This is a genomic window from Pseudomonas sp. AC239 (assembly GCF_979258545.1).
Genome location: NZ_OZ409864.1, coordinates 2,523,755 through 2,545,395, shown reverse-complemented (window position 1 = coordinate 2,545,395; position 21,641 = coordinate 2,523,755). Strand labels below are relative to the sequence as shown.

General features: G+C 60.2%; 13 protein-coding genes and 2 tRNA genes. 6 read left to right on the top strand and 9 right to left on the bottom strand.

From position 1 onward, the window contains the following. Window positions 1–127 precede the first annotated feature (127 nt). Together ACZ0AZ_RS11620 and ACZ0AZ_RS11615 are read left to right on the top strand one after the other, a co-directional pair. Window positions 128–2,737 (top strand): hypothetical protein, encoded by a 2,610-nt coding sequence (locus tag ACZ0AZ_RS11620; protein ID WP_463537406.1) that lies wholly within the window; start codon window positions 128–130, stop codon window positions 2,735–2,737. A gap of 83 nt (window positions 2,738–2,820) precedes the next feature. Continuing rightward, entirely contained in the window at window positions 2,821–7,452 is a 4,632-nt protein-coding gene (locus ACZ0AZ_RS11615) for an NEL-type E3 ubiquitin ligase domain-containing protein (protein ID WP_463570873.1), read from the top strand. Window positions 7,453–7,490: 38 nt separating this feature from the next. Here ACZ0AZ_RS11615 and dnaB read toward each other — a convergent pair whose 3' ends face one another. The 7 genes from dnaB to rnr form a co-directional block, all read right to left on the bottom strand. Beyond that, window positions 7,491–8,888 (bottom strand): replicative DNA helicase, encoded by a 1,398-nt coding sequence (gene dnaB / locus ACZ0AZ_RS11610; protein WP_039756905.1) that lies wholly within the window; start codon window positions 8,886–8,888, stop codon window positions 7,491–7,493. A gap of 119 nt (window positions 8,889–9,007) precedes the next feature. Continuing rightward, complete coding sequence (gene rplI / locus ACZ0AZ_RS11605; RefSeq protein WP_003221136.1) at window positions 9,008–9,454, bottom strand: 50S ribosomal protein L9; 447 nt, start codon at window positions 9,452–9,454, stop codon at window positions 9,008–9,010. Window positions 9,455–9,472: 18 nt separating this feature from the next. Continuing rightward, window positions 9,473–10,366 carry a hypothetical protein gene (locus ACZ0AZ_RS11600; RefSeq protein ID WP_016771937.1) on the bottom strand — a complete coding sequence of 298 codons (894 nt, stop codon included), beginning with the start codon at window positions 10,364–10,366 and terminating at the stop codon, window positions 9,473–9,475. Between the two features lie 36 nt (window positions 10,367–10,402). Next, a complete protein-coding gene (gene rpsR, locus ACZ0AZ_RS11595) occupies window positions 10,403–10,633 on the bottom strand; it encodes a 30S ribosomal protein S18 (protein WP_002551829.1) in 231 nt (76 codons plus the stop codon). 29 nt (window positions 10,634–10,662) lie between these two features. Then, window positions 10,663–11,085: a 30S ribosomal protein S6 gene (gene rpsF, locus ACZ0AZ_RS11590; RefSeq protein ID WP_016771938.1), complete on the bottom strand. Its 423-nt coding sequence runs from the start codon at window positions 11,083–11,085 to the stop codon at window positions 10,663–10,665. A gap of 238 nt (window positions 11,086–11,323) precedes the next feature. Beyond that, window positions 11,324–12,094: a 23S rRNA (guanosine(2251)-2'-O)-methyltransferase RlmB gene (rlmB, locus tag ACZ0AZ_RS11585; RefSeq protein WP_039756866.1), complete on the bottom strand. Its 771-nt coding sequence runs from the start codon at window positions 12,092–12,094 to the stop codon at window positions 11,324–11,326. Then, a complete protein-coding gene (rnr, locus tag ACZ0AZ_RS11580; RefSeq protein ID WP_463537403.1) occupies window positions 12,091–14,721 on the bottom strand; it encodes a ribonuclease R in 2,631 nt (876 codons plus the stop codon). The genes rlmB and rnr overlap by 4 nt, the downstream gene beginning before the upstream one ends. A 225-nt stretch (window positions 14,722–14,946) precedes the next feature. On the opposite strand from rnr, the gene ACZ0AZ_RS11575 reads away from it, so the two are divergent. The 4 genes from ACZ0AZ_RS11575 to ACZ0AZ_RS11560 all read left to right on the top strand — a co-directional run bounded on the left by ACZ0AZ_RS11575 (window position 14,947) and on the right by ACZ0AZ_RS11560 (window position 18,187). Then, window positions 14,947–15,033, top strand: a tRNA-Leu gene (locus tag ACZ0AZ_RS11575). Between the two features lie 180 nt (window positions 15,034–15,213). Then, a tRNA-Leu gene (locus ACZ0AZ_RS11570) sits at window positions 15,214–15,300 on the top strand. Between the two features lie 311 nt (window positions 15,301–15,611). Beyond that, on the top strand, window positions 15,612–16,622 hold the full coding sequence (locus ACZ0AZ_RS11565; protein ID WP_016771941.1) for an extracellular solute-binding protein: 1,011 nt from the start codon (window positions 15,612–15,614) through the stop codon (window positions 16,620–16,622). Beyond that, window positions 16,622–18,187 (top strand): ABC transporter permease, encoded by a 1,566-nt coding sequence (locus ACZ0AZ_RS11560; protein ID WP_129998181.1) that lies wholly within the window; start codon window positions 16,622–16,624, stop codon window positions 18,185–18,187. The genes ACZ0AZ_RS11565 and ACZ0AZ_RS11560 overlap by 1 nt, the downstream gene beginning before the upstream one ends. An 88-nt stretch (window positions 18,188–18,275) precedes the next feature. On the opposite strand, the gene ACZ0AZ_RS11555 is transcribed toward ACZ0AZ_RS11560, so the two are convergent. Together ACZ0AZ_RS11555 and ACZ0AZ_RS11550 are read right to left on the bottom strand one after the other, a co-directional pair. Beyond that, a complete protein-coding gene (locus tag ACZ0AZ_RS11555; RefSeq protein ID WP_129998182.1) occupies window positions 18,276–20,210 on the bottom strand; it encodes a methyl-accepting chemotaxis protein in 1,935 nt (644 codons plus the stop codon). A 139-nt stretch (window positions 20,211–20,349) separates the two neighbouring features. Continuing rightward, window positions 20,350–21,639 carry an adenylosuccinate synthase gene (locus ACZ0AZ_RS11550; protein WP_039756860.1) on the bottom strand — a complete coding sequence of 430 codons (1,290 nt, stop codon included), beginning with the start codon at window positions 21,637–21,639 and terminating at the stop codon, window positions 20,350–20,352. Between the last annotated feature and the right edge of the window lie 2 nt (window positions 21,640–21,641).

The following is a 21,641-nucleotide window of genomic DNA, read 5'->3' as shown; positions in this document are numbered from 1 at the left end:
AATAATCGATGCGCCGTTCGCCAGTAACGAATCCGACCCACCACTTCGCAATCCCCCTCAGGCCATGGCGCCATGAGCACCAGCAGCATCGGACAGCTGCTGGCAAACTTTACAAGGAACGTAAGACATGCCAATCAGAACACCGCCAAAAAGAACGATTACCGCACAGGTGCATCAGCGGCCGGATATCGCAGTGGACTCAGCTGATCTCCGACCCGGCATATCAGTACGGCCAGGCTTCGAAACTGCAGCCTCGATCGATCCGCAATTCCGACCGGCCAGGACAACAGGCAGCAACGACCACGACGCAATCATCCAGGCTCCCACCGTTACCGTGCACCCTTCGACATCGCCGAACGAAACACCACCCGCAGCCGTTCTACCGCTGGAGCATTATCGGGTGATGGCCGCTGCCAGCTTGCCGGCAGCCAATATCGAAGGCTTCAGAGTTCACAAAGGCCGCCAATATGTCGACGTGGTGGACGTCGGAATTGTGCAGGTCGCCAAAGACGCTGACACCGGACTGTACCGGGCTCACCTGGCAAGCGAATCGAAACCTTCCGGCCCGGTCCTGGTTCGCGAGGTCGATAGCGGATTCTGGCGGCCAAACGATGCCGACGAAATCATTACCGCCCCTCTTACCGATGCCAGCCTGCGAGCGTTTCGTATGGACCTGGACTTCAGCACCAGCGAACCCGACATTGACGGTTTGTTTCGCCACGATGGCAAACGCTACATGGTCATCCACAACCACGCCTATCAAGCGCTGTTCGATGCGCAGGCGTCGACGCCCGCACAAAAGGTCTGGCGCATCGTCAGGGCCAGGGATCCGGTGGCCAGCGACAGTGAAAACGTTTACCACGCCAGCCGCAGCGGCGAATCCCGGGCCATCACGCGCAATGCACAAAACGCCTGGGTGCTGGTTTCTCCAGGCCTGGTCGGCGGCATGCGCCGCCGTGAGACGGCACAAGCCAACCGGGCGCTCTTGTTGCAACGCTATGCGCCCATCGCCGCGGCGCACCAGGAACTGGTCGATTCCGCTACCCGCTACGACGATCTCTGGAGTGAAGCGCGTGCGCAAGCGGAAGGTAGCGCAGGGAGAACCGCTGCCTTGGTCGCCGTGGAAGTCCATCTGCTCAAGCACATAAAGAAGCAGACGGATTTCGTCCAGTCCATCGTCGACAACAAGGACTGGATGATCCATCTGAAAGCCGGCGGGGCCTACAAGGAAGAGCTGCACACGTTCCGCCTGGATCGCGTGCGTTATCTGAACCGGCTCATGGCCGTGATGGACTTTCGCGTCGCTCCGCTGTTCACGACGCCGAGTGCGGACAACTGTACAAAGATGATCACGCACTTGAACAAGAAACTGAAGCTGCTGGAAGACCGTCAGGGCGTCATGGAACAGGTCAGGAAAGCCTCGCCCGGAGCGGCACCGATACTTGTCGAACTCGGCCAGGAAGTGCCTTCGGCCGAGCGCATCAACTTCAACAAACTGCTGCTTTACGTCCACCTGTTTGCAGACACGCCAACGTATCCACCCCACACGACGATGCCCTCGCTGGCTTCCATCGGCCTGATCACAGGCGAGCTGCAGAACGTCCCGGAACGCGCGCAGCCCTTGGTGTTGATGCTTACCCTTGACCAACTGCGAAGCGACAAAAGCCGTTTCGCATCACAGCTGTCAACAGACGGCAGCAAAGCCGAATACGCGCGGGAAATCATCGCGCTGATCGAACCGATTGACACCCGTATAGAGACTCGACTGAACGAGCTCTATGCGACCTTCGATCGCAATACCGAGCTGCCAGGTCTGGACCAGAACATCGATTTCAGTTTCCTGCCGCCCCAGCCAAGCGACAGCGAGACAACCCCGCCGCCCACTACCCGAAAAGTATTTCGCACCCGTCGCCACGGCACCTCGAGAATTTTGATAGGCGACACCGAAACCGCGGCGGACGGCAGCATCGTCATCAAGGTCGCCAACCCGTTGCAGCCCGATGGCCCGGCCGAGCGCTATGAGCAGCGCCACGGGGAGTGGCTGCCGGTTCGTCCACCGCTTGCCAGGACACCGAAACCGCAACTGATTGCCGAGGCCAAGCGCCTGTTGGCGGACGTCGAAACACACAGCGCCGAGGCCAGAGCCCGGGAAGCACGAGAAGACAATCCGACGAATATTGTCGAGGATCTGGGCAAACCCAGCGACAAGCTCAAGGAACAGGCAAGACAGCTGCAGAACCTCGAAAAAGCTGAAGAGGATGCTGAGGTCAAAGGCTTGATCGAGCGCCTGCAAGGCGCCGCCGAGACGTTGTCCGCGCAAGGGAAAGGTGTGCTGGTGCGCATGTACAAGAACAAGCAGGTGCTGGACATCCTGCGCCTGAACTGGCTGATCGATCACGCTGAGCTCAGCGTGCGCAGAACGGTGGTGCGCAAACAGCTGGGCAAAGGCAAGAGCAAGTCGTTTCTCGACGTCTACTCGATCCGTGACCGGACGGACAATGCGCCGCTGTGGGAAGCGCATTTCCATTACGACCGGCAGGACAGCGAGCCGCTGAGTTTCACCATCAAAGGCAGCCACCTGAAAACGCTGGAACAGAGCAGACGCGGCATCGAGTCTCAACGTCGCGACGAGCAGGCCGGCCTGCCCCATACTGCCATCTGGCGCCAGACCTTCGATGGCAAGACCGCGAACAGGATTTTCGCGCTCGCCAGCGACGCCGCCGTGGCGCCCCTTTGATACAACCAAACCGGCAATGACGCCGAACCGACCAGCAACTGCCAGCTTCGGCCGTTGCCGGCAAATACACAGGGAAGTTATCCATGCCAATAAAACCGCCGCCTAAAGGCAACAATACCCACATTCGCCCGACACCGACGCCGGATGTGACTACGCTGCGCCCTGATACGACACTGCGACCGGGCTTTGACAGCATCGGCCTGCCGTCACGCGCCCATCAACCCGCAGGCGACGCAGACCTCGATGTAATCACTCCGGCGCCCACCATTACCGTGCATCCATCGACAGCGCCGAACGAAGCACCGCGCGCTGTCGGTATGCCGCTGGAGCATTACCGAGTCACGGCCGCTGCCGGTTTGCCGGCAGTCAACGTCGATGGCTTGCGCATATTCAAAGGACGCCAATACGCAGACGTGGTCGATGTCGGGATTGTGCAGGTCGGCAAGGACGCTGAGACTGGCCTGTTCCGGGCCAGATTGGCCAGTGAACAGAGACTCTCCGGCCCGTTTCTGCTGCGCGATCCAGACAGCGGACTGTGGCATCCGCTGGAAAATTTCGAACCAATCACCTTCCCGCTCAGCGATACCCGGCTGGCAGCGTTTCGCACAACGCTTGCGTTCCATCACGCCGAACCCGGCAGCGATGGGCTCCACCGCTTTGACGGCAAACTGTATGCGCTGATCGAAAACCATGCCTATCAAGTGCTGCACGACCCGGACGCCTCGACGCCAGTGGCCAGCGTAATGCGCATCGTACGCAGCGGTGACCCCGTCGCCAGCGACAGCGCCAACCTTTATGTCGCGACGCGTCCCGGCCGTTCGGAACCGATTGTGTTCGACGCCATCCACGGCTGGGTTGGCATCAGCGTGGCTGGCGCCGGTGGAATGATGCGCGGCGACGGCGCCAACGTGCCGGCACGTTCGAGCATGCGCGAGCGGCTGTCGCAGACCCTGAACCGCTTGCGCAACCCGCAATCGCGGGCGCGAAAATTGTTTCCGGACCACACCGATGAGGAAATCGGCCGTTACATCGAGTCCTTGGGCAATGACGTTTCTGGCGGTCTGACCCAGCGCGAGAACGCTTACAAATCCCTCAAAACCGAGCTTGATGCCTGGCTGCGACAATCCGCCAACGCAGCGCCGCCGGGCACTTCACCGGTGCATGCGCAGCAGATCGCGCAAAGCCTCAAACGCTGCTGGCGCCACCAGAGCGGCGCCATTCTGTGGCTCGATGCCGGCAACGGCACACTGCCGGCGCTGCAGGCGGACTTCAGCCATGTTCGGCACCTGACGCTGCAATCGGTCGACTGGTCAGACGCCGCGAGTACTTTGCTCGGCAACTTTTCTGGCCTGGAAAGTCTGCATCTGAGCGGCTCGACACTGGAAAAGCTGCCTGCTGCGCTTGCGCAGATGGTTAACCTGAAAAGCCTCAATCTGAGTGCGAACCGTATCGTTCTCAACGAAGCGTCAACTGCGCAACTGAGCGCATTGGGCGCACTCAAGGACCTGGACCTGTCCGGCAACCCGTTGGGCGACTCGCCGGACTTTTCCGCTATGACTCAGCTAAAGACGCTGAACCTGAGCGACGCGCAGCTGGTTCAGTGGCCAGCGGGCCTGCACAGCCAGACCCGGCTGATGCATCTGGATTTGCGCAACAACCGTTTGAGCGCGGTCCCGGAGGCGAACCTCAATCCGCCAGCCGATCAGTTTGAAGCGCTCGCCCGTATCAACAGCGTCACCCTGCTTGAAGGCAATCCGTTCCCGCCTGGCTACTGGACGAAACTCGAAGCCTTTTGGCAACGGGTGGCGATCGAACAGCCGGAGCTGGGCAACAGCGCTCTGACCGATGCATTCAGACTCCCCAGTGACATGCCGGAAGCCCCGGACGTGAAGCGGGTTTACCCGGACAAGAATGCTCAGCAGTTGCGGGCCTTTCTCCTCACTTTGAATGACGAAGGCAAAGCGCAACTGGCACGGCGAGTCGCAGCGCTGAACTCGCTGGAATCCCAGCTTGAGACCTATGTCGACGGCGGCCAGCCCGGTTCTTTTGCGGCAGACACACCGGACATAATCCAGCCGCGCCGTGTCGCCGACCTCATCAAAGCCTGTTGGCTGGACTCGAGGGACACGCTGAGGCTGCCCTTGACCAAAGCGTCACTGCCGCCGCTCAGCGCCGACTTCAGTCATGTCAAAACGCTGCTTATCAACGCTGCCACGTGGACGGGCGATGCCGATGCCTTCCTGTCCGCGTTCCCTGGCCTCGAGCGTCTGGCCATCAACCACTGCGGGCTGGAAACTCTGCCCGCACCCATCGCCGCCATGCATGACCTGGTGCACCTGGATCTGGCCAGCAATCGTCTGCAATTGACTGAGGACAGCGCAGCAATACTCAGTGCCAGAAGCGAGCTTGAGGTGATCGACCTGAGCAACAATCCGGCCCTCGGTTCGACGCCTGACTTCAGCGGGCTGTCCAGGCTGAGGCAAGTACTGCTCAGCAACACGGGCATCGAGCAGTGGCCGAGTGGATTGCAGAACAAGACCGATCTGATCGATCTGGATCTGAGCAACAACCGCTTGCAGGAGGTGCCGCCGACCTTCCTCGATCCGCCTGCGGAACGGTTATCGACGATCGCGCGGGTCAACGCCGCGACGCAACTCACTGGCAACCGCTTCCCCGCCAATTACGGCAAGAAGTTCGATGACTTCTGGAAACGCGTCAGCCACGTCGCCCCCGAGCTGCTGCACAACCGCCACTTCGATAGCGACAACTCCCTTGCGCAGCGTTATCACCGGCTGTTTCCGCACAAGAACATGAAGCAGTGCAGAGAATACTTGTGGAGCCTTGACGCGGACGCCGCGCCGATCAAAGTGCGCAGCCTTGAACGGGAACTCAAGGTACTGAAACGTCAGCTCGACGATTGGGTTTTTTCCGGCGGGGGCAATCTGGGCGGGTACATTCGCGCCGACCAACTGGCGCTCAACGCACAGACCCGCCCCGACCGGGTGACCGCCAGCAGCCGGATCATCAGTTGCTGGCGCCAGGAGACAGCGCAAAGACACGCCAATGATGGTACCCCGATCGGTCTGGAACTGGACCTCAGCGATCTGCGCCTGCCAAGCCTGCCGGACCTTGATGTCGACTTCAGTCACGTCGGTTCGCTCAAACTGAAAAACATGAACCTGAGCACTTCGCCGGAAGGTTTCCTGACGCGTTTTCGCCACATACGCTGGCTGGATCTGGGGCGAAATCAACTGCGCGAACTCCCCCCGGCTATTGGCGAAATGCATGGCCTGACGCGACTGTCTCTAGAGAGTAATCAGATTGTCCTGACCGCCGACACTGCCAGCGTTCTGGCAAGCCGAACCACCTTGCGAGCGTTGGAGCTGCAGGGAAACCGGCAATTGGGTATCGTCCCGGATCTGAGCCAGATCGTCGACTTGCGCTCTATCAGTCTGGCCGATACAGGTATCGACACTTTCCCCTCTGGCCTCGTCCATCAGCCGCTGCTGGACACCATCGAGCTGAGCAGCAACCGCATCACGGAAATTCCCGACGCCGTCATCGCGCCGCCGAATGATCAATTGGCGAACACAGTGCGCATCAACAACATCACCGATATTTCGAACAACCCATTGTCCGAGGCAACGATCACCCGTTTGGTCCGCTACAACAACCGCCTCACCGCCGCCGGAACACCGTTGACCGGCGCGAGAAACCTTATCGACACAGCGAGCAACAGGCGCCCGCAGCCCTTTCGCCTGACTACGGCTGACCCAATAGTCCGCTGGACAGCAGGCCTCACCGACAATCAGGTGGTTACCCGAACGCTGCAATGGCAAACCCTGCGCGACCAGCCGCGCTCGCACGGTTTGTTCAATACACTGGAACGCCTGCTGGATACCACCACCGGCCATCAAGCCCTTCAGGGGCGAGTCTGGCGGCTGATCGACAGCATCACCGAAAACACACCGCAGTCCGAACGCTTGCGCAAGGAAATCTTCGATCGCGCAGGCGAAGCGGCCTGCTGTGACCGGGCAGCGTTTACCTTTGCCAACCTGGAAGTCCTGTCAATGATGCACAACGCTGTGGGCCGTGCCGGTGACAAGACGCAGGGGCCGGAACTGTTCAAGCTGTCCAGAGCATTGTTCCGCTTGCATGAGGTGGACAAAATCGCCTCGGCGGACATCGCCCAACGCGAGGCGAAAATGGCTGCTGACCGAACCCCGCAAGAGGCTGCGAGACTGCCATCGCCGCATGTGCCGGAAGAGGTCGAAATCAGGCTGTTCTATCGTCACCGCCTGAAGGACCGCCTGCAATTGCCCGGGCAACCGGAAAAAATGGGGTTCGCCCATCTGGCCGGTGTTTCCAAAGCACAATTGGAAAGCGCTTATCAAACCGTCATTGCGCGAGACAACTCCGCCGAGGAGTTTCAGGCATTGCTGTCGAGGGAGTTCTGGCAGAAATACCTGACCAATAAATATCAGGAATCTTTCGAAATCCAACGCCAGCCGTTTCAGGAACGGCAGGCGGCCCTTGACGAGTTATTCAGGGCAAACGAATTGCCCTTCGCCGACTACGACACACAATCGAAAGCCATGCAGGCAGCGTGGATGATCGAGGAAGCGGCCCTGATCGAAACGCTGAGCCGCCAGGAACTGGCGCAATACAAGGCCAGCGGCATTGAGGAGGAAGCCGCCGGCACAAGTGCAAGCTGAATGAGGCGAGTGCTGGTCGACAGATTTCGACCAGCCTTTTACTCGTCGTCGTCGAAGTTGTAACTGCCCGGAGCGAGGTTTTCGAAGCGCGTGTACTTGCCGATGAACGCCAGACGAATGAAACCGATCGGGCCGTTACGCTGCTTGCCGATGATGATTTCGGCGATGCCCTTGTGCTCGGTTTCCGGGTGATACACCTCGTCACGGTAAACGAACATGATCACGTCGGCGTCCTGCTCGATCGCTCCGGATTCCCGCAAGTCGGAGTTGACCGGGCGTTTGTTGGGACGTTGTTCGAGAGAGCGGTTGAGCTGCGACAGGGCAACTACCGGGCAATTGAACTCCTTGGCCAGGGCTTTCAGGGATCGCGATATCTCTGAAATCTCGTTGGTGCGGTTGTCACCGCTGGAACCGGGGATCTGCATCAACTGCAAGTAGTCGATCATGATCAGGCCGACCTCGCCGTGCTCACGCACCAGACGCCGGGTCCGCGCGCGCATTTCCGAGGGGCTGATGCCGGCGGTGTCATCGATGAACAGCTTGCGATCATTGAGCAGGTTGACCGCCGAGGTCAGGCGCGGCCAGTCATCGTCTTCCAGTTGGCCGGAACGCACTTTGGTCTGGTCAATACGACCGAGCGAAGAAAGCATACGCATGATCAGCGATTCGCCTGGCATCTCGAGGGAGTACACCAGTACGGCTTTCTCGCTGCGCAACACGGCGTTTTCCACCAGGTTCATCGCGAAAGTGGTTTTACCCATCGACGGACGGCCCGCGACGATGATCAGGTCGGACGGTTGCAAGCCGCTGGTCTTCTCGTCGAGGTCGGTGTAGCCGGTGGACAGGCCGGTGATCGCGTCGGCGGTGTTGAACAACGTATCGATGCGGTCGATGGCCTTGGTCAGCAACTCATTGACGCCCACCGGGCCGCCGGTCTTCGGCCGCGCCTCGGCGATCTGGAAGATCTGGCGTTCGGCTTCATCGAGAATCTCTTCAGCGGTACGGCCTTCGGGGTTGAAGGCGCTGTCGGCGATCTCGGTGCTGATACCGATCAGTTGGCGCAACGTCGCGCGCTGGCGGACGATCTGCGCATAGGCCTTGATGTTGGCGACGGACGGGGTGTTTTTTGCCAGTTCGCCAAGATAGCCGAGGCCGCCGACTTGCGACGTCTGGCCTTCCTTGTCGAGTTGTTCGGCAAGGGTCACGACGTCGATCGGCGAGTTCTGATCGGCCAGCTTGGCGATCGCGCGGAAGATCAGGCGGTGGTCATGTCGATAGAAATCGCCGTCGGAGACTTGATCGAGCACGCGTTCCCAGGCGTTGTTGTCCAGCATCAGACCACCGAGTACAGCCTGTTCAGCCTCGATGGAATGCGGCGGCACCTTCAGGGCAGCGGTTTGCAGATCGTATTGCTCGGGAGCGGAGATATCGTTCATGGCCACTTGAGTATTAGTGAAAAGCAGGGAATTCAGAAAGACAAAGGGCACGACCTGTAAACAGGATCGTGCCCGATGTTAACCGCCTGACGGACAAGCCGCCAGCCGATCCGTGTTGCTTAAGCTGCTACCACGACAACGCGTACGGTGGCTTCAACTTCGGCGTGCAGGTGCACGGCCACGTCGAATTCACCCACGTTGCGGATGGTGCCGTTCGGCAGACGAACTTCGCTCTTCTGCACTTCAACGCCGGAGGCGGTCAGTGCGTCAGCGATGTCGTGAGTACCGATCGAACCGAACAGCTTGCCTTCGTCGCCAGCGGTGGCAGTGATGGTCACTTCCAGCTCGGCCAGTTGGGCAGCACGGCTTTCAGCCGATGCTTTACGGTCTGCGGCGGCTTTTTCCAGCTCGGCGCGACGCTCTTCGAACGCAGCCAGGTTGGCAGCGGTCGCAGCGGTAGCCTTGCCGAAAGGCAGCAGGTAGTTACGGCCGTAACCGGCCTTAACGTTTACTTTGTCGCCCAGGTTGCCCAGGTTGGCGATTTTTTCCAGAAGGATCAGTTGCATGTGAAAATCCTCTAACTTTTAACCTTCACCGTTCGCGCTGTCGGTGTCTTTCGACACGTGACGACCGCGAAAATCAATCAGGCTGTCGACAATGGCCAGAACCACGAGCAACGGATAGATCAGCTGCATGAACAACAGCAGCGTGACGTACAACCCCACCAGCCAGAAACCGGCCAGTCGCTTCTGCCCGACCAGCCCGTGAATCAAGGCCAGCCCGGCGAACACCAGCGGTACACTGCACAACGGCGTCAACATGGCCATCTGTGCACCGAGATTCGGGCCCAGAAGCATCAACGCCAGCAGTAACATCGCCGGCCCCAGCGGGATGCGGATGGCGCGAAACTCGCGACCGAAACCACCCGGGTTGTACAACAACGCCTGCCAATGCCGCCCGACAATCAGGCTCAGCACGCTGACGATCTGCAACAAGGCCGCAATCAGTCCGGTCAGGACCGGTGCAATCAGGGACGCGAAACGCGCTTGCTCATCGACCGACAATTGCTTGTAAGTCTCACCGAGGAGCGCCGGCATGACCTTTATGAGGGCCTGTGCAAGCATCTCGATCTGGGCCGCAAACGCGACCCCGAGCACCACTGAAAACACCACGCCGATCACTACGCTGACCAGCAGCGTGCGGACCCAGGATTCGCTTGCGCGCAAAACCAACGCAAGCCCCGAAGACCCCAGCAGCACCAGAAGTGCCCGTGGGTCGTCGGCATACAGCCACCAGATCAAGGCCGGCAGCAGTCCCAGCGACAGAACGCCAAGAGCGTCCGTCAATCCGCGCCGCAGCAGCACAAGGCTCCCGGCGGCAGCACCCAACCAATACAACAACGGCAATGTTGCACATCCGGCCACCACGAGAGTGGCCTGCATTCGGCCTCGCATGATGAACTCAGCTAAGGCGCGCATGCATTCAATCCTTTGCTACTTGTCGACTACCCGGTCTCAGCGGCCGTGGCTGTCGGTGTAGGCCAGCAGGGCCAGGAAGCGGGCGCGCTTGATAGCGGTGGCCAGCTGACGCTGATAACGAGCTTTGGTACCGGTGATGCGGCTTGGAACGATTTTGCCGGTCTCGGATACGTAGGCTTTCAGAGTGTTGAGATCTTTGTAGTCGATCTCTTTCACGTCTTCAGCGGTGAAGCGGCAGAATTTACGACGACGGAAGAAACGTGCCATTTGATAGGCTCCTTAATAAGGTCCGTGGATTACTCGTCAGCGTTATCGCTGTTGTCGCTGTCATCACTGTCGGTGCCTTCGGCGCCTTCGTGCTCAGGACGGTCGCGACGCTCACGGCGCTCACTGCGGTTTTCTTCAGCCTTGAGCATCTCGGACTGGCCGGTAACGGCTTCGTCGCGACGGATGACCAGGTTACGGATCACTGCATCGTTGTAGCGGAAGTTGTCTTCCAGCTCGGCCAGGGCCTTGCCAGTGCACTCAACGTTCAGCATCACGTAGTGAGCCTTGTGAACATTGTTGATTGCGTAGGCCAGTTGACGACGGCCCCAGTCTTCCAGACGGTGGATTTTGCCGCCGTCTTCTTCGATCAGCTTGGTGTAACGCTCAACCATGCCGCCGACTTGCTCGCTCTGATCCGGGTGGACCAGAAAGATGATTTCGTAATGACGCATGAATGCTCCTTACGGGTTGTAGCCTGCCGCTCAAAAACGGTCAGACAAGGAGTGAATGACACTTATGGACTTGCTGGCGCGGGGCACATGCGTGCCTGCCGCCACAGCAAGGGGCGCAATTGTAGAGAAGGGACTGCGGGGGTGCAAGGTAATTGGTGAATAAATGAACAGCAGCTATGAGCTACAAGCCTCAAGCTGCAAGCGGACCGCTTCTGACTTGAGGCTTGCAGCTTGCAGCTTATAGCTTGCGCGAAGCGCTGGCCTTGGCCTTCGCGCCGCGCTGGCGCTGGGCTTCGAACAGGCACACGCCGGTGGCGACCGAGACGTTGAGGCTGCTGACGCTACCGGCCATTGGCAGGTTTACCAGATAGTCGCAGTGCTCGCGGGTCAGGCGACGCATGCCTTTACCTTCGGCGCCCATGATCAGAATGGTCGGGCCGGTCAGGTCCTGGTCATAAATGCTGACCTCAGCCTCCCCCGCTGTGCCAACCACCCAAAGACCGCGCTGCTGAAGCTTCTCCAGCGTACGGGCGAGGTTGGTCACCGCCACCAGCGGGATGACTTCCGCCGCGCCGCAAGCAACCTTACGCACCACAGGAGTCAGGGTCGCCGACTTGTCTTTCGGCACGATCACCGCCAGCGCTCCGGCCGCATCGGCCGAGCGCAGGCAGGCGCCGAGGTTGTGCGGGTCGGTCACGCCGTCGAGCACCAGCAGCAGCGGCGCGCCTTCGGTGCGATCGAGCAACTCGTCGAGCATTGCTTCGCCCCAGACCTGGCTCGGACTGACTTCCGCGACCACGCCCTGATGCACGCCCTCAACCCAGGCGTCCATTTCGCGACGCTCGGCCTGGCCGACCTGAACCCGGTTTTCGTTGGCCAGTTCGACCAGCGTCTGCACGCGCGGATCATTGCGGCTTTCCGCCAGCCAGATTTGTTTGACGCGCTTGGGATGGTGACGCAGCAACGCTTCTACCGCGTGAACGCCGTAGATTTTTTCCAACTGACTCATGACTTCGCCTTCGGTTTACGCGCCCCGCCACTTTTGGCTGGAGCGGAACCCGCTTTCGACGGGCCCTTACGGTGTTTGCTCGCCTTGGCTGGTTTGCCGTCGGTCGCCCTGTCAGGCGCCGACCGCCCGGTCTTTCCCCCGGACGCCGCTTTACCACCGTTTTTCGCATCGGCCAGCAAGGCCTTCTTCAATTCACGGCTTTTGCGCAGCTCGGCGTTTTTCGCCACGGCATCGCTCGGGCGATAGGCTTCGGCAACCTTTTCCTTGGCCGGACGACGGCTGGCGGTTTTTGCCGGAGCCTTTTCTTCCGCAACCTTGGCAGCAGGCGCAGCGGTTCCGGCGCCCCGCTTCTTGCGGCCGATCGGCGCGCTGATGGTTTTTTCTGCCATCTCGAAGTCGATCTTGCGCTCGTCGAGGTCGACGCGCATGACGCGTACTTCAACGGTGTCGCCAAGACGGAAACTGCGGCCGGTGCGCTCGCCCGCGAGGCGGTGATGCACAGGGTCGAAGTGGTAGTAATCGCCCGGCAGCGCAGTGACGTGCACCAGGCCTTCGACGTAGATATCGGTCAGCTCGACGAACAGACCGAAGCCGGTCACCGCGGTGATCACGCCCGGGAACGACTCGCCGACGCGATCCTTCATGAACTCGCACTTGAGCCAGTTCACTACGTCGCGGGTCGCTTCGTCGGCGCGGCGTTCGCTCATCGAGCATTGCTCGCCGAGCTGCTCCAGCGCTGCTTCGTCGTACGGATAGATGCGTGCCTTCGGAATGGTCATCGCACCGGCACGACGAACGTGCGGGGTGTCCTGCTTGGAATGGATCACGCTGCGGATCGCGCGGTGCGTGAGCAGGTCCGGGTACCGACGGATCGGCGAGGTGAAGTGGGTATAGGCTTCGTAATTCAGGCCGAAGTGACCGTCGTTCTCAGCGCTGTACACCGCTTGGCTCAACGAACGCAGCATTACGGTCTGGATCAGGTGGAAATCCGGACGATCCTTGATGCTCGCGAGCAAAGCCTGATAATCCTTCGGCGACGGACCGTCCTTGCCTTTGTGCAGGGACAGGCCGAGCTCACCCAGGAACGCGCGCAGTTTTTCCAGACGTTCCGGCGGCGGACCGGCGTGAACGCGGTACAACGCAGGAATTTCGTGCTTCTTGAGGAATTCGGCAGTGGCCACGTTGGCGGCCAGCATGCACTCCTCGATCAGCTTGTGCGCATCGTTGCGCACGGTCGGACGAATTTCGGCAATCTTGCGCTCAGAGCCGAAGATGATCCGGGTCTCCTGAGTTTCGAAATCGATCGCGCCACGTACGTGGCGTGCGGCCAGCAATACTTTGTACAACGCGTACAGCTGCTTGAGATGCGGCACGACGTCGGTGTACTCACCGCGCAGTTTGCGCGCTTCGGTAGCCTTCGGCGTTTCCAGCATCGCGCTGACCTTGTTGTAGGTCAGACGGGCGTGGGAATGGATCACCGCCTCATAGAAGCAGTAGTCGGTCATTTCGCCGGACTTGGAGATGGTCATCTCGCAAACCATGGCCAGACGGTCGACTTGCGGGTTCAGCGAGCACAGACCGTTGGACAGTTGCTCTGGCAGCATCGGAATCACGCGCTCGGGGAAGTACACCGAGTTGCCGCGAACCTGAGCTTCGTTGTCCAGCGCCGAGCCGATTTTCACGTAGCTGGAAACGTCGGCAATCGCCACGTACAACTTCCAGCCACCGGAGAACAGGCGCAGCTTGCCCGGTTTGGCTTCGCAGTAGACCGCGTCGTCGAAGTCGCGGGCATCTTCGCCGTCGATGGTGACGAACGGCAGATGGCGCAGGTCGATGCGCTTCTCTTTGTCTTTTTCTTCAACTTCCGGCTTGAGCTTGGCAGCTTCTTTCACAACCGCTTCAGGCCAGACGTGCGGAATGTCATAAGTGCGCAGGGCAACATCGATTTCCATGCCCGGCGCCATGTAGTTGCCGACCACTTCGACCACATCGCCTTGCGGCTGGAAGCGCGGCGTTGGCCAGTGAGTGATTTTCACCTCGACGAACTGACCGATCTGCGCATTGGCGTTACGGCCCGGAGTGACCAGCACTTCCTGCTGGATCTTCGGATTGTCGGCAACGACGAAACCGATGCCGCCTTCTTCGAAGTAGCGGCCGACGATGGTTTCGTGAGCGCGGGACACCACTTCGACGATCACGCCTTCACGGCGACCACGACGGTCGAGACCGGAAACCCGGGCCAGCGCACGGTCACCATCGAACACCAGACGCATTTGCGCCGGGCTCATGAACAGGTCGTCGCTGCCGTCGTCCGGCACCAGGAAGCCGAAGCCGTCGCGGTGACCGCTGATGCGGCCGAGGATCAGGTCGAGCTTGTCTACCGGCGCGTAAGTACCACGGCGGGTATAGATCAATTGAGCGTCGCGCTCCATGGCGCGCAAGCGGCGGCGCAGGGCTTCGATCTGGTCTTCTGTGGTCAGACCAAACTCTTCGACCAGTTGCTCGCGGGCAGCAGGCGAACCCCGATCGGCGAGGTGCGCCAGGATCAGTTCGCGGCTGGGAATAGGGTTTTCGTATTTTTCCGCTTCACGAGCGGCCTCGGGATCGAGGGACTGCCAATCGGCCATTAGAGAGTTTTCACCTTGTCTATATGCGGGTTAGTTTGGCATAGGCGCCGGGAAACGGGAAATTTCCGCTTCTATAAGGCTTTGCAAGGCCTCGTATCGACGCTCCGATACCGTTTTGAACGCCGCTGGTAAAAAAATTCAGTTTTTTCTACAGCAGGGGTTTACAGTTAAAAAAGCGCTCCGTATAGTGCGCGCCATCGACGACGCACAAGCGCTTTCGATGATGCCCAGGTGGTGAAATTGGTAGACACGCCAGCTTCAGGTGCTGGTGACCTTACGGTCGTGGAAGTTCGAGTCTTCTCCTGGGCACCAATTTCGAGTTTGAGACTAGATCAGTTTCAAGACTCACACAAAACCCGCGAAAGCGGGTTTTTTGCATTTGCGGGAAAGCTTTTGTTCGCACTGATTTATTAAAACCAAATCAGGGGTTTACAGATCAAAAAGGCCTCCGTATAGTGCGCCACATCAACAGCGGCAACGCTTGCGATGATTGCCCAGATGGTGAAATTGGTAGACACGCCAGCTTCAGGTGCTGGTGACCTTACGGTCGTGGAAGTTCGAGTCTTCTTCTGGGCACCAATTCAAATTCAAGGTTCAGGCCTTGGATTTCACAAAAACCCGCGAAAGCGGGTTTTTGCGTTTCTGGCTTCCTGAATTCCCGCAGGTCTTGCAGGAGCTTGTAGGAGCTGACGAGTGCAACGAGGCTGCGATCTCTTGATCTTGCTTTTGCCCCTCTCGACTAAACGCAAGATCAAAAGATCGTCCGAACGCGGCCCGAGCCTTCGGCAGCTCCAACACAATCGCCAGTCGCCCCACAAGGCGCACTTGAGAAACAATATCGTTTATCATTGTTGCAAGTTTTTGCAATGCGACAGTGAGGAACCCTGCGAATGACGTTTCGAAATACCCTGCGCCGAGGCCTGACCTTCACCCTCCTCGGCCTGGCGCTCGCCACTCCCCTCACCCAGGCTGCCGATGCGGTTTCCCTGACTCTCTACAACGGCCAGCACAAGGAAGTCGGCGACGCGATTGCCAAGGCTTTTGAAGCCAAGACCGGCATTCACGTCAACGTGCGCAAAGGCAGCAGCAACCAGCTCGCCAGCCAGATTATCGAAGAAGGCGATCGCTCCCCCGCCGATGTGATCTACACCGAAGAGTCGCCGCCGCTGAACAACCTCGGCGAACAGGGGCTGCTGGCCAAGGCCGATGACGCGACACTGGCGGTTCTGCCAGAAAAGTATGTCGCCGCCAACGGCACCTGGATCGGCGTTACCGCCCGCGTACGCGTGGTCGCGTTCAACCCGAAACTGATCGACGAAAAAGACTTGCCGAAATCGGTGATGGAATTCTCCGAGCCGCAATGGCAAGGCAAGGTCGGTTTCGTGCCGACCAGTGGCGCCTTCCAGGAACAGGCCGTAGCGATCATCAAACTGCACGGTCGTGACGCTGCCGAAGAGTGGCTGACCGGTTTGCGCGCGTTCGGCAAAACCTACAGCAACAACATGGTCGCGCTCAAAGCCGTGGAGAACGGCGAAGTCGCTACCGTGCTGGTGAACAATTACTACTGGTTCGCCCTGCAACGCGAAAAAGGCAAGCTCGACTCCAAGCTGCATTATTTCACCGGGGGCGACGCTGGCGGCCTGATCACCGTGTCCAGCGCTGCCGTGCTGAAATCCAGCAAACATCCAAAAGAAGCCCAGCAATTCCTCGCCTTCATGGCCAGCGAAGAAGGTCAGCGCGTGATCACCCAGACCACCGCCGAGTACCCGCTGCACAAAGGCATGGAATCGGATCGCGGCCTCAAGCCGTTCAGCGAACTGGAAGCGCCGAATGTCACTCCGGCGGATCTGGGCAATGCTGAAGAAGCGCTGGAGCTGGAACGCGAAGTTGGCCTGAACTGATGACAGCATCGTTATCGGCCCCCGCCGCGCGCGGGGGTTACGTACCAAGACGCAGACGCCCGTCGATCTGGCTGGTGCTGCCGGTATTGCTACTGGTGGTACTCAGCCTGTTGCCACTGGCCTACGTCGGGGCGAAAGCCTGGCAGGCCGGCTGGGCCGAGGCGCTGCACCTGTTGTGGCGCCCGTATGTGTTTGGCCTGTTGCGCAACACTTTGGCACTGATGGTCGGCGTGACGGTCACCTGTGGCGTGATCGGCCTGTCACTGGCGTGGTTGCTGGAACGCAGCAATCTGCCGGGGCGGCGCCTGTGGGGCGTGATCCTGTGCCTGCCGTTTGCGGTGCCGGCGTTTGTCAGCAGCTTCACCTGGGTCTCGCTCAGCGCGCAATTCGAAGGACTCGGCGGGGCGATTCTGGTGATGAGCCTGTCGAAATATCCGCTGATCTTTCTGCCGGTTGCCGCCACCCTGCGCAATCTCGATCCCTCCCTCGAAGAATCCGCCCGCACGTTGGGACAGAATCGCTGGGGCGTGTTTTTCCGCGTCACCCTGCCGCTGCTGTGGCCATCGCTGCTGGCCGGTTCGCTGCTGATTGCCCTGCACATGCTGGTGGAATTCGGCGCGCTGTCGATCATTGGCCTGCAGACCTTCACCACGGCGATCTACCAGCAATTCGAACTGGAATTCAGCAATGCCAACGCCGCGATGCTTTCGGCGGTGTTGCTGGCGCTGTGTCTGCTGCTGTTGTGGCTGGAGCTGCGCGTGCGTGGCAAGGGCCGGCATGTGCGCACCGGCCAGGGCGCGGCGCGGCAAGCTGAACAAGTGCAGCTTGGGCCATGGGCGGCGGCAGGTCAGTTGTATTGCCTGTTGCTGGCGATTATCGGCAGCGGCATTCCGTTGGGGATGTTGGCCTACTGGCTGGCGGTCGGCTCATCGGCGGCGTTCCCGGTAGCGGCAATCAGCGAGGCACTGCTGTCATCGCTGGCATTGTCGTTGGGCGGCGCGGCGTTGTGTCTGGTTTTGGCGGTGCCGGTCGGGCTACTGGTGGTGCGCCACAAGGGCCAGTTGGCAATCTGGGCCGAACGCTTGCCGTATCTGCTGCACGCACTGCCGGGGCTGGTGATCGCGTTGACGCTGGTCTATTTCGCCCTGCATTACGTGCCGGTGCTGTATCAGACGTCGGGCTTGCTGCTGATCGCTTATGCGCTGCTGTTTCTGCCACTGGCGCAAGCGCCGATCCGTACCGCGCTGAACAAGGCTGCGCCGCAGCTGGAAGAAGCGGCGCGGACCTTGGGCGCATCGTCGTTCACGGCGTTTTGCCGGGTGACCTTGCCGATCATTTTCCCGGCATTGGGCGCGGCTTTTGCGCTGGTGTTTCTTGATGCAATGAAGGAATTGACGGCGACGTTGCTGCTCAGCCCAACCGGACTGAACACGCTGGCGACCGAGGTCTGGGCGCACACGGCGAATGTCGAGTTTGCCGCAGCGGCGCCTTATGCGGCGTTGTTGATTGTGGTCTCCGGGTTGCCGGTTTATCTGCTGACGACGCGGATGTATCTGAGCCGCTGATACGCTTTCGCGAGCAGGCTCGCTCCCAAATGGATTGAGTTTCCCTGTGGGAGCGAGCCTGCTCGCGAAGAGGCCAGCCCTGATAACACTAAGCGCGGAACTGTCCCAGGCTAGCCTTCAATTGCGCCGCCAGACCATCCAGTACCTTGCCACTGGCCGTGGTCTCGACCACCGCCTGCGCTGCTTTCTCGGCCTGCGCATGAATCGTCTCGACCCGACCACGCACTGCCTGTGCGCCCTGCGCCTGATGCGCTGCTGCTTGCGTCGCCAGACCGATCGCCGCATGCACCTGCTCAACCGAAGCCTGCACCGACTGCTGCAAACGCGCACTGTCGCGCAACACCAGCAAACCTTCGCTGGCCTGCCGTCCGGCCTGGCCGATCGCCTCGACCGCCTCACGCGCGCCCTGCTGCAGCGCAACAATGTGCGCCTGAATATCACCGGTGGAGCTTTGCGTCTTGCTCGCCAGCGCACGCACTTCGTCCGCGACCACGGCGAATCCCCGACCGGTCTCACCAGCGCGCGCCGCCTCGATCGCTGCGTTCAACGCCAGCAGATTGGTCTGCTCGGCGATACCGTGAATCACCGTCAGCACCACCTCAATCTGTTCGCTCTGCTGCGCCAGGCGCTCGATGACTTTCGCCCCGGTATCGACTTGCCCCGCCAGCGCTTCGATCAGGCCGCCGACCTTCGCCGAGGTTCGGGTGTTTTCATCGGTGGCCTGGCGGATTTCCACGACTTGTTTGAGTGCCGCTTGCATGGCATGACTTTCCGATTGCGCTTCGTCAGCCATCTGCGAGAGCGCACGCAGGCTTTCTGCGACCTCATCACGCTGCATCCCGGCGGCCGCATCGGCGCCGGCATTGCGCAAAGTCATCGCGCCAATTTCCACGCCAGTGCGCTGAGCGACATCGCCCGCCTCGCGTACGATCGGCTGCAACTTGTCGACGAAGCGATTGACCGCTGAGGCCATATCGCCGATCTCATCCTTGCTGTTGATCTGCACACGCTTGGTCAAATCGCCCTCGCCTGCCGCCAGATCATCCATTGCCGCGTTGAGCATTTTCAGGCGATTGACCACCCGATGACCAAGCACCACGGCCAGCAACAGCAGCACGCCGCAACCGACCAGTGCCAGGCCGAGGCCGATACGCCAGCGCAGTGTCGCGGCAGCGTCTTGAACGGTTTGTGCGGTGTTGGCTTTCATTTCGCCAGCGGTGCCCTGCGCCGATTGCAGGCGCGCCTGCATTGCCTTGGCGCTGTCCGCCGCTGCGCCTTTGAGGCTGTCGCCGACCAATTGATCGCTGCTGGCAATCAGCGCGAGGAAGCGCTTGTCGAGCTCGGCCAGATCGGTTTCCACTGAGGCCGTGGAAACGCCCATCAGCACTTTGCCGATTTCCACGCCGTTGGGATTGATCGAGGCTTCGAGGTAGTAGACCGAAGGATCGTTCTTTGCCGCATCCAGTACTTTATCCAGCGCACGCTCGCCCTGACCTTTTTCCAGCAAGGCCTTGTTGATCGGGTTTTCACGGTTGAGATAACGGGTCAGATGCTGGCCAGTGGCGTCGTCGTACACCACGAACAGCACGTTGGGATTGCGCTGAGCGCGACGAGCGAACTCCGAGAGCGTCGGCACGTCGCTGTCCCACATGGCACGCGGCGCTACCGAGGCGAGCAACTGCGCCATGTCGTTGGCCGAATCCTTGAGATCCTTTTCCAGCGTTGCGCGCAGTTGCGCCTGCTCTTCTTTGAGGCGTGCGGACAAGCCAGCCGTGAGGCGCTGACGAGTACTGGCTGACAGTGCATCGAGACTTGAAGTGACTTCACGCCCGGCCTGCTCCAGCTCGCCGGAAAGCTTTTGACTGTCAGCACCCAGGCGCACAGCCAGATCGGCCTCCAGCGCCGTGACCGTGCTCCGCGTCAGGGCAACCGCCACCAACACTTGCACCAAAAGGGCGATACCAAGGGTAACGAACACCGGCCGCAACAAACGGCTTTGTAACAGTGAGAGAACGGCTGACACTTTAAATCCCTCTACTTCTGACGCCATTAATTTGATGGCACTCTTGTAGACAGATTCACAGCAAAGGTCATGCCGTCCAACAGGCATAAACGACAAAGGCCCCGATTAAGGGGCCTTTGTTTTTTACATCAACGACTTATCAAGCGAACGGATGACGCAGAACGATGGTTTCGTTGCGATCCGGGCCCGTCGAAATAATGTCGATCGGCGCGCCGATCAACTCTTCAACGCGTTTGATGTAGGCACGAGCATTGGCCGGCAGCTCTTCCAGGGTCTTGGCACCCACGGTCGATTCGCTCCAGCCCGGAACTTCTTCGTACACCGGCTGCAGACCGACGTAGCTATCAGCATCAGTCGGCGCAACGGCATTGCCCTGCGCGTCCTTGTAGCCGACGCAGATGTTGATGGTTTCCAGACCATCGAGTACGTCCAGCTTGGTCAGGCAGATGCCCGAGATGCTGTTCACGTCGATAGCGCGACGCAGGATGACGGCATCGAACCAGCCGCAACGACGGGCGCGGCCAGTGGTAGCGCCGAACTCGTGACCCTGCTTGGCCAGGTGCGCACCAACGTCATCGAACAGCTCGGTCGGGAACGGGCCGGAACCCACGCGAGTGGTGTAGGCCTTGGTGATGCCCAGGATGTAGTCGAGGAACATCGGACCCACGCCCGAACCGGTCGCCACGCCACCTGCGGTGGTGTTGGAGCTGGTCACGTACGGGTAGGTGCCGTGGTCGATGTCGAGCAACGAACCTTGCGCACCTTCGAACATGATGTCCTTGCCGGCACGACGCAGGTCGTGCAGCTCGGCGGTCACGTCGAGCATCAGCGGCTTGAGCAGCTCAGCGTATTCCTTGCACTCGGCCAGGGTCTTTTCGAACTCGATGGCTGGCTCTTTGTAGTAACCGACCAGCATGAAGTTGTGGTAATCCACCAGTTCACGCAGCTTGTCTTCGAAGCGCGGCATGTTCAGCAGGTCGCCGACACGCAGGCCACGACGGGCAACCTTGTCTTCGTACGCCGGGCCGATGCCGCGACCGGTGGTACCGATCTTCAACTCGCCACGGGCCTTTTCACGGGCCTGGTCCAGCGCGACGTGGAAGGACAGGATCAGCGGGCAGGACGGGCTGATACGCAGGCGCTCGCGCACCGGTACGCCTTTCTCTTCTAGTTTGGTGATCTCGCGCAGCAGGGCGTCAGGTGCAACCACCACGCCGTTGCCGATCAGGCACTGTACGCCTTCGCGCAGCACGCCCGACGGAATCAGGTGCAAGACGGTTTTTTCACCGTCGATCACCAGCGTGTGACCCGCGTTGTGGCCACCCTGGTAGCGCACTACGGCGGCAGCATGTTCGGTCAGCAGATCAACGATCTTGCCTTTGCCCTCATCACCCCACTGGGTGCCCAGGACTACGACATTCTTACCCATAA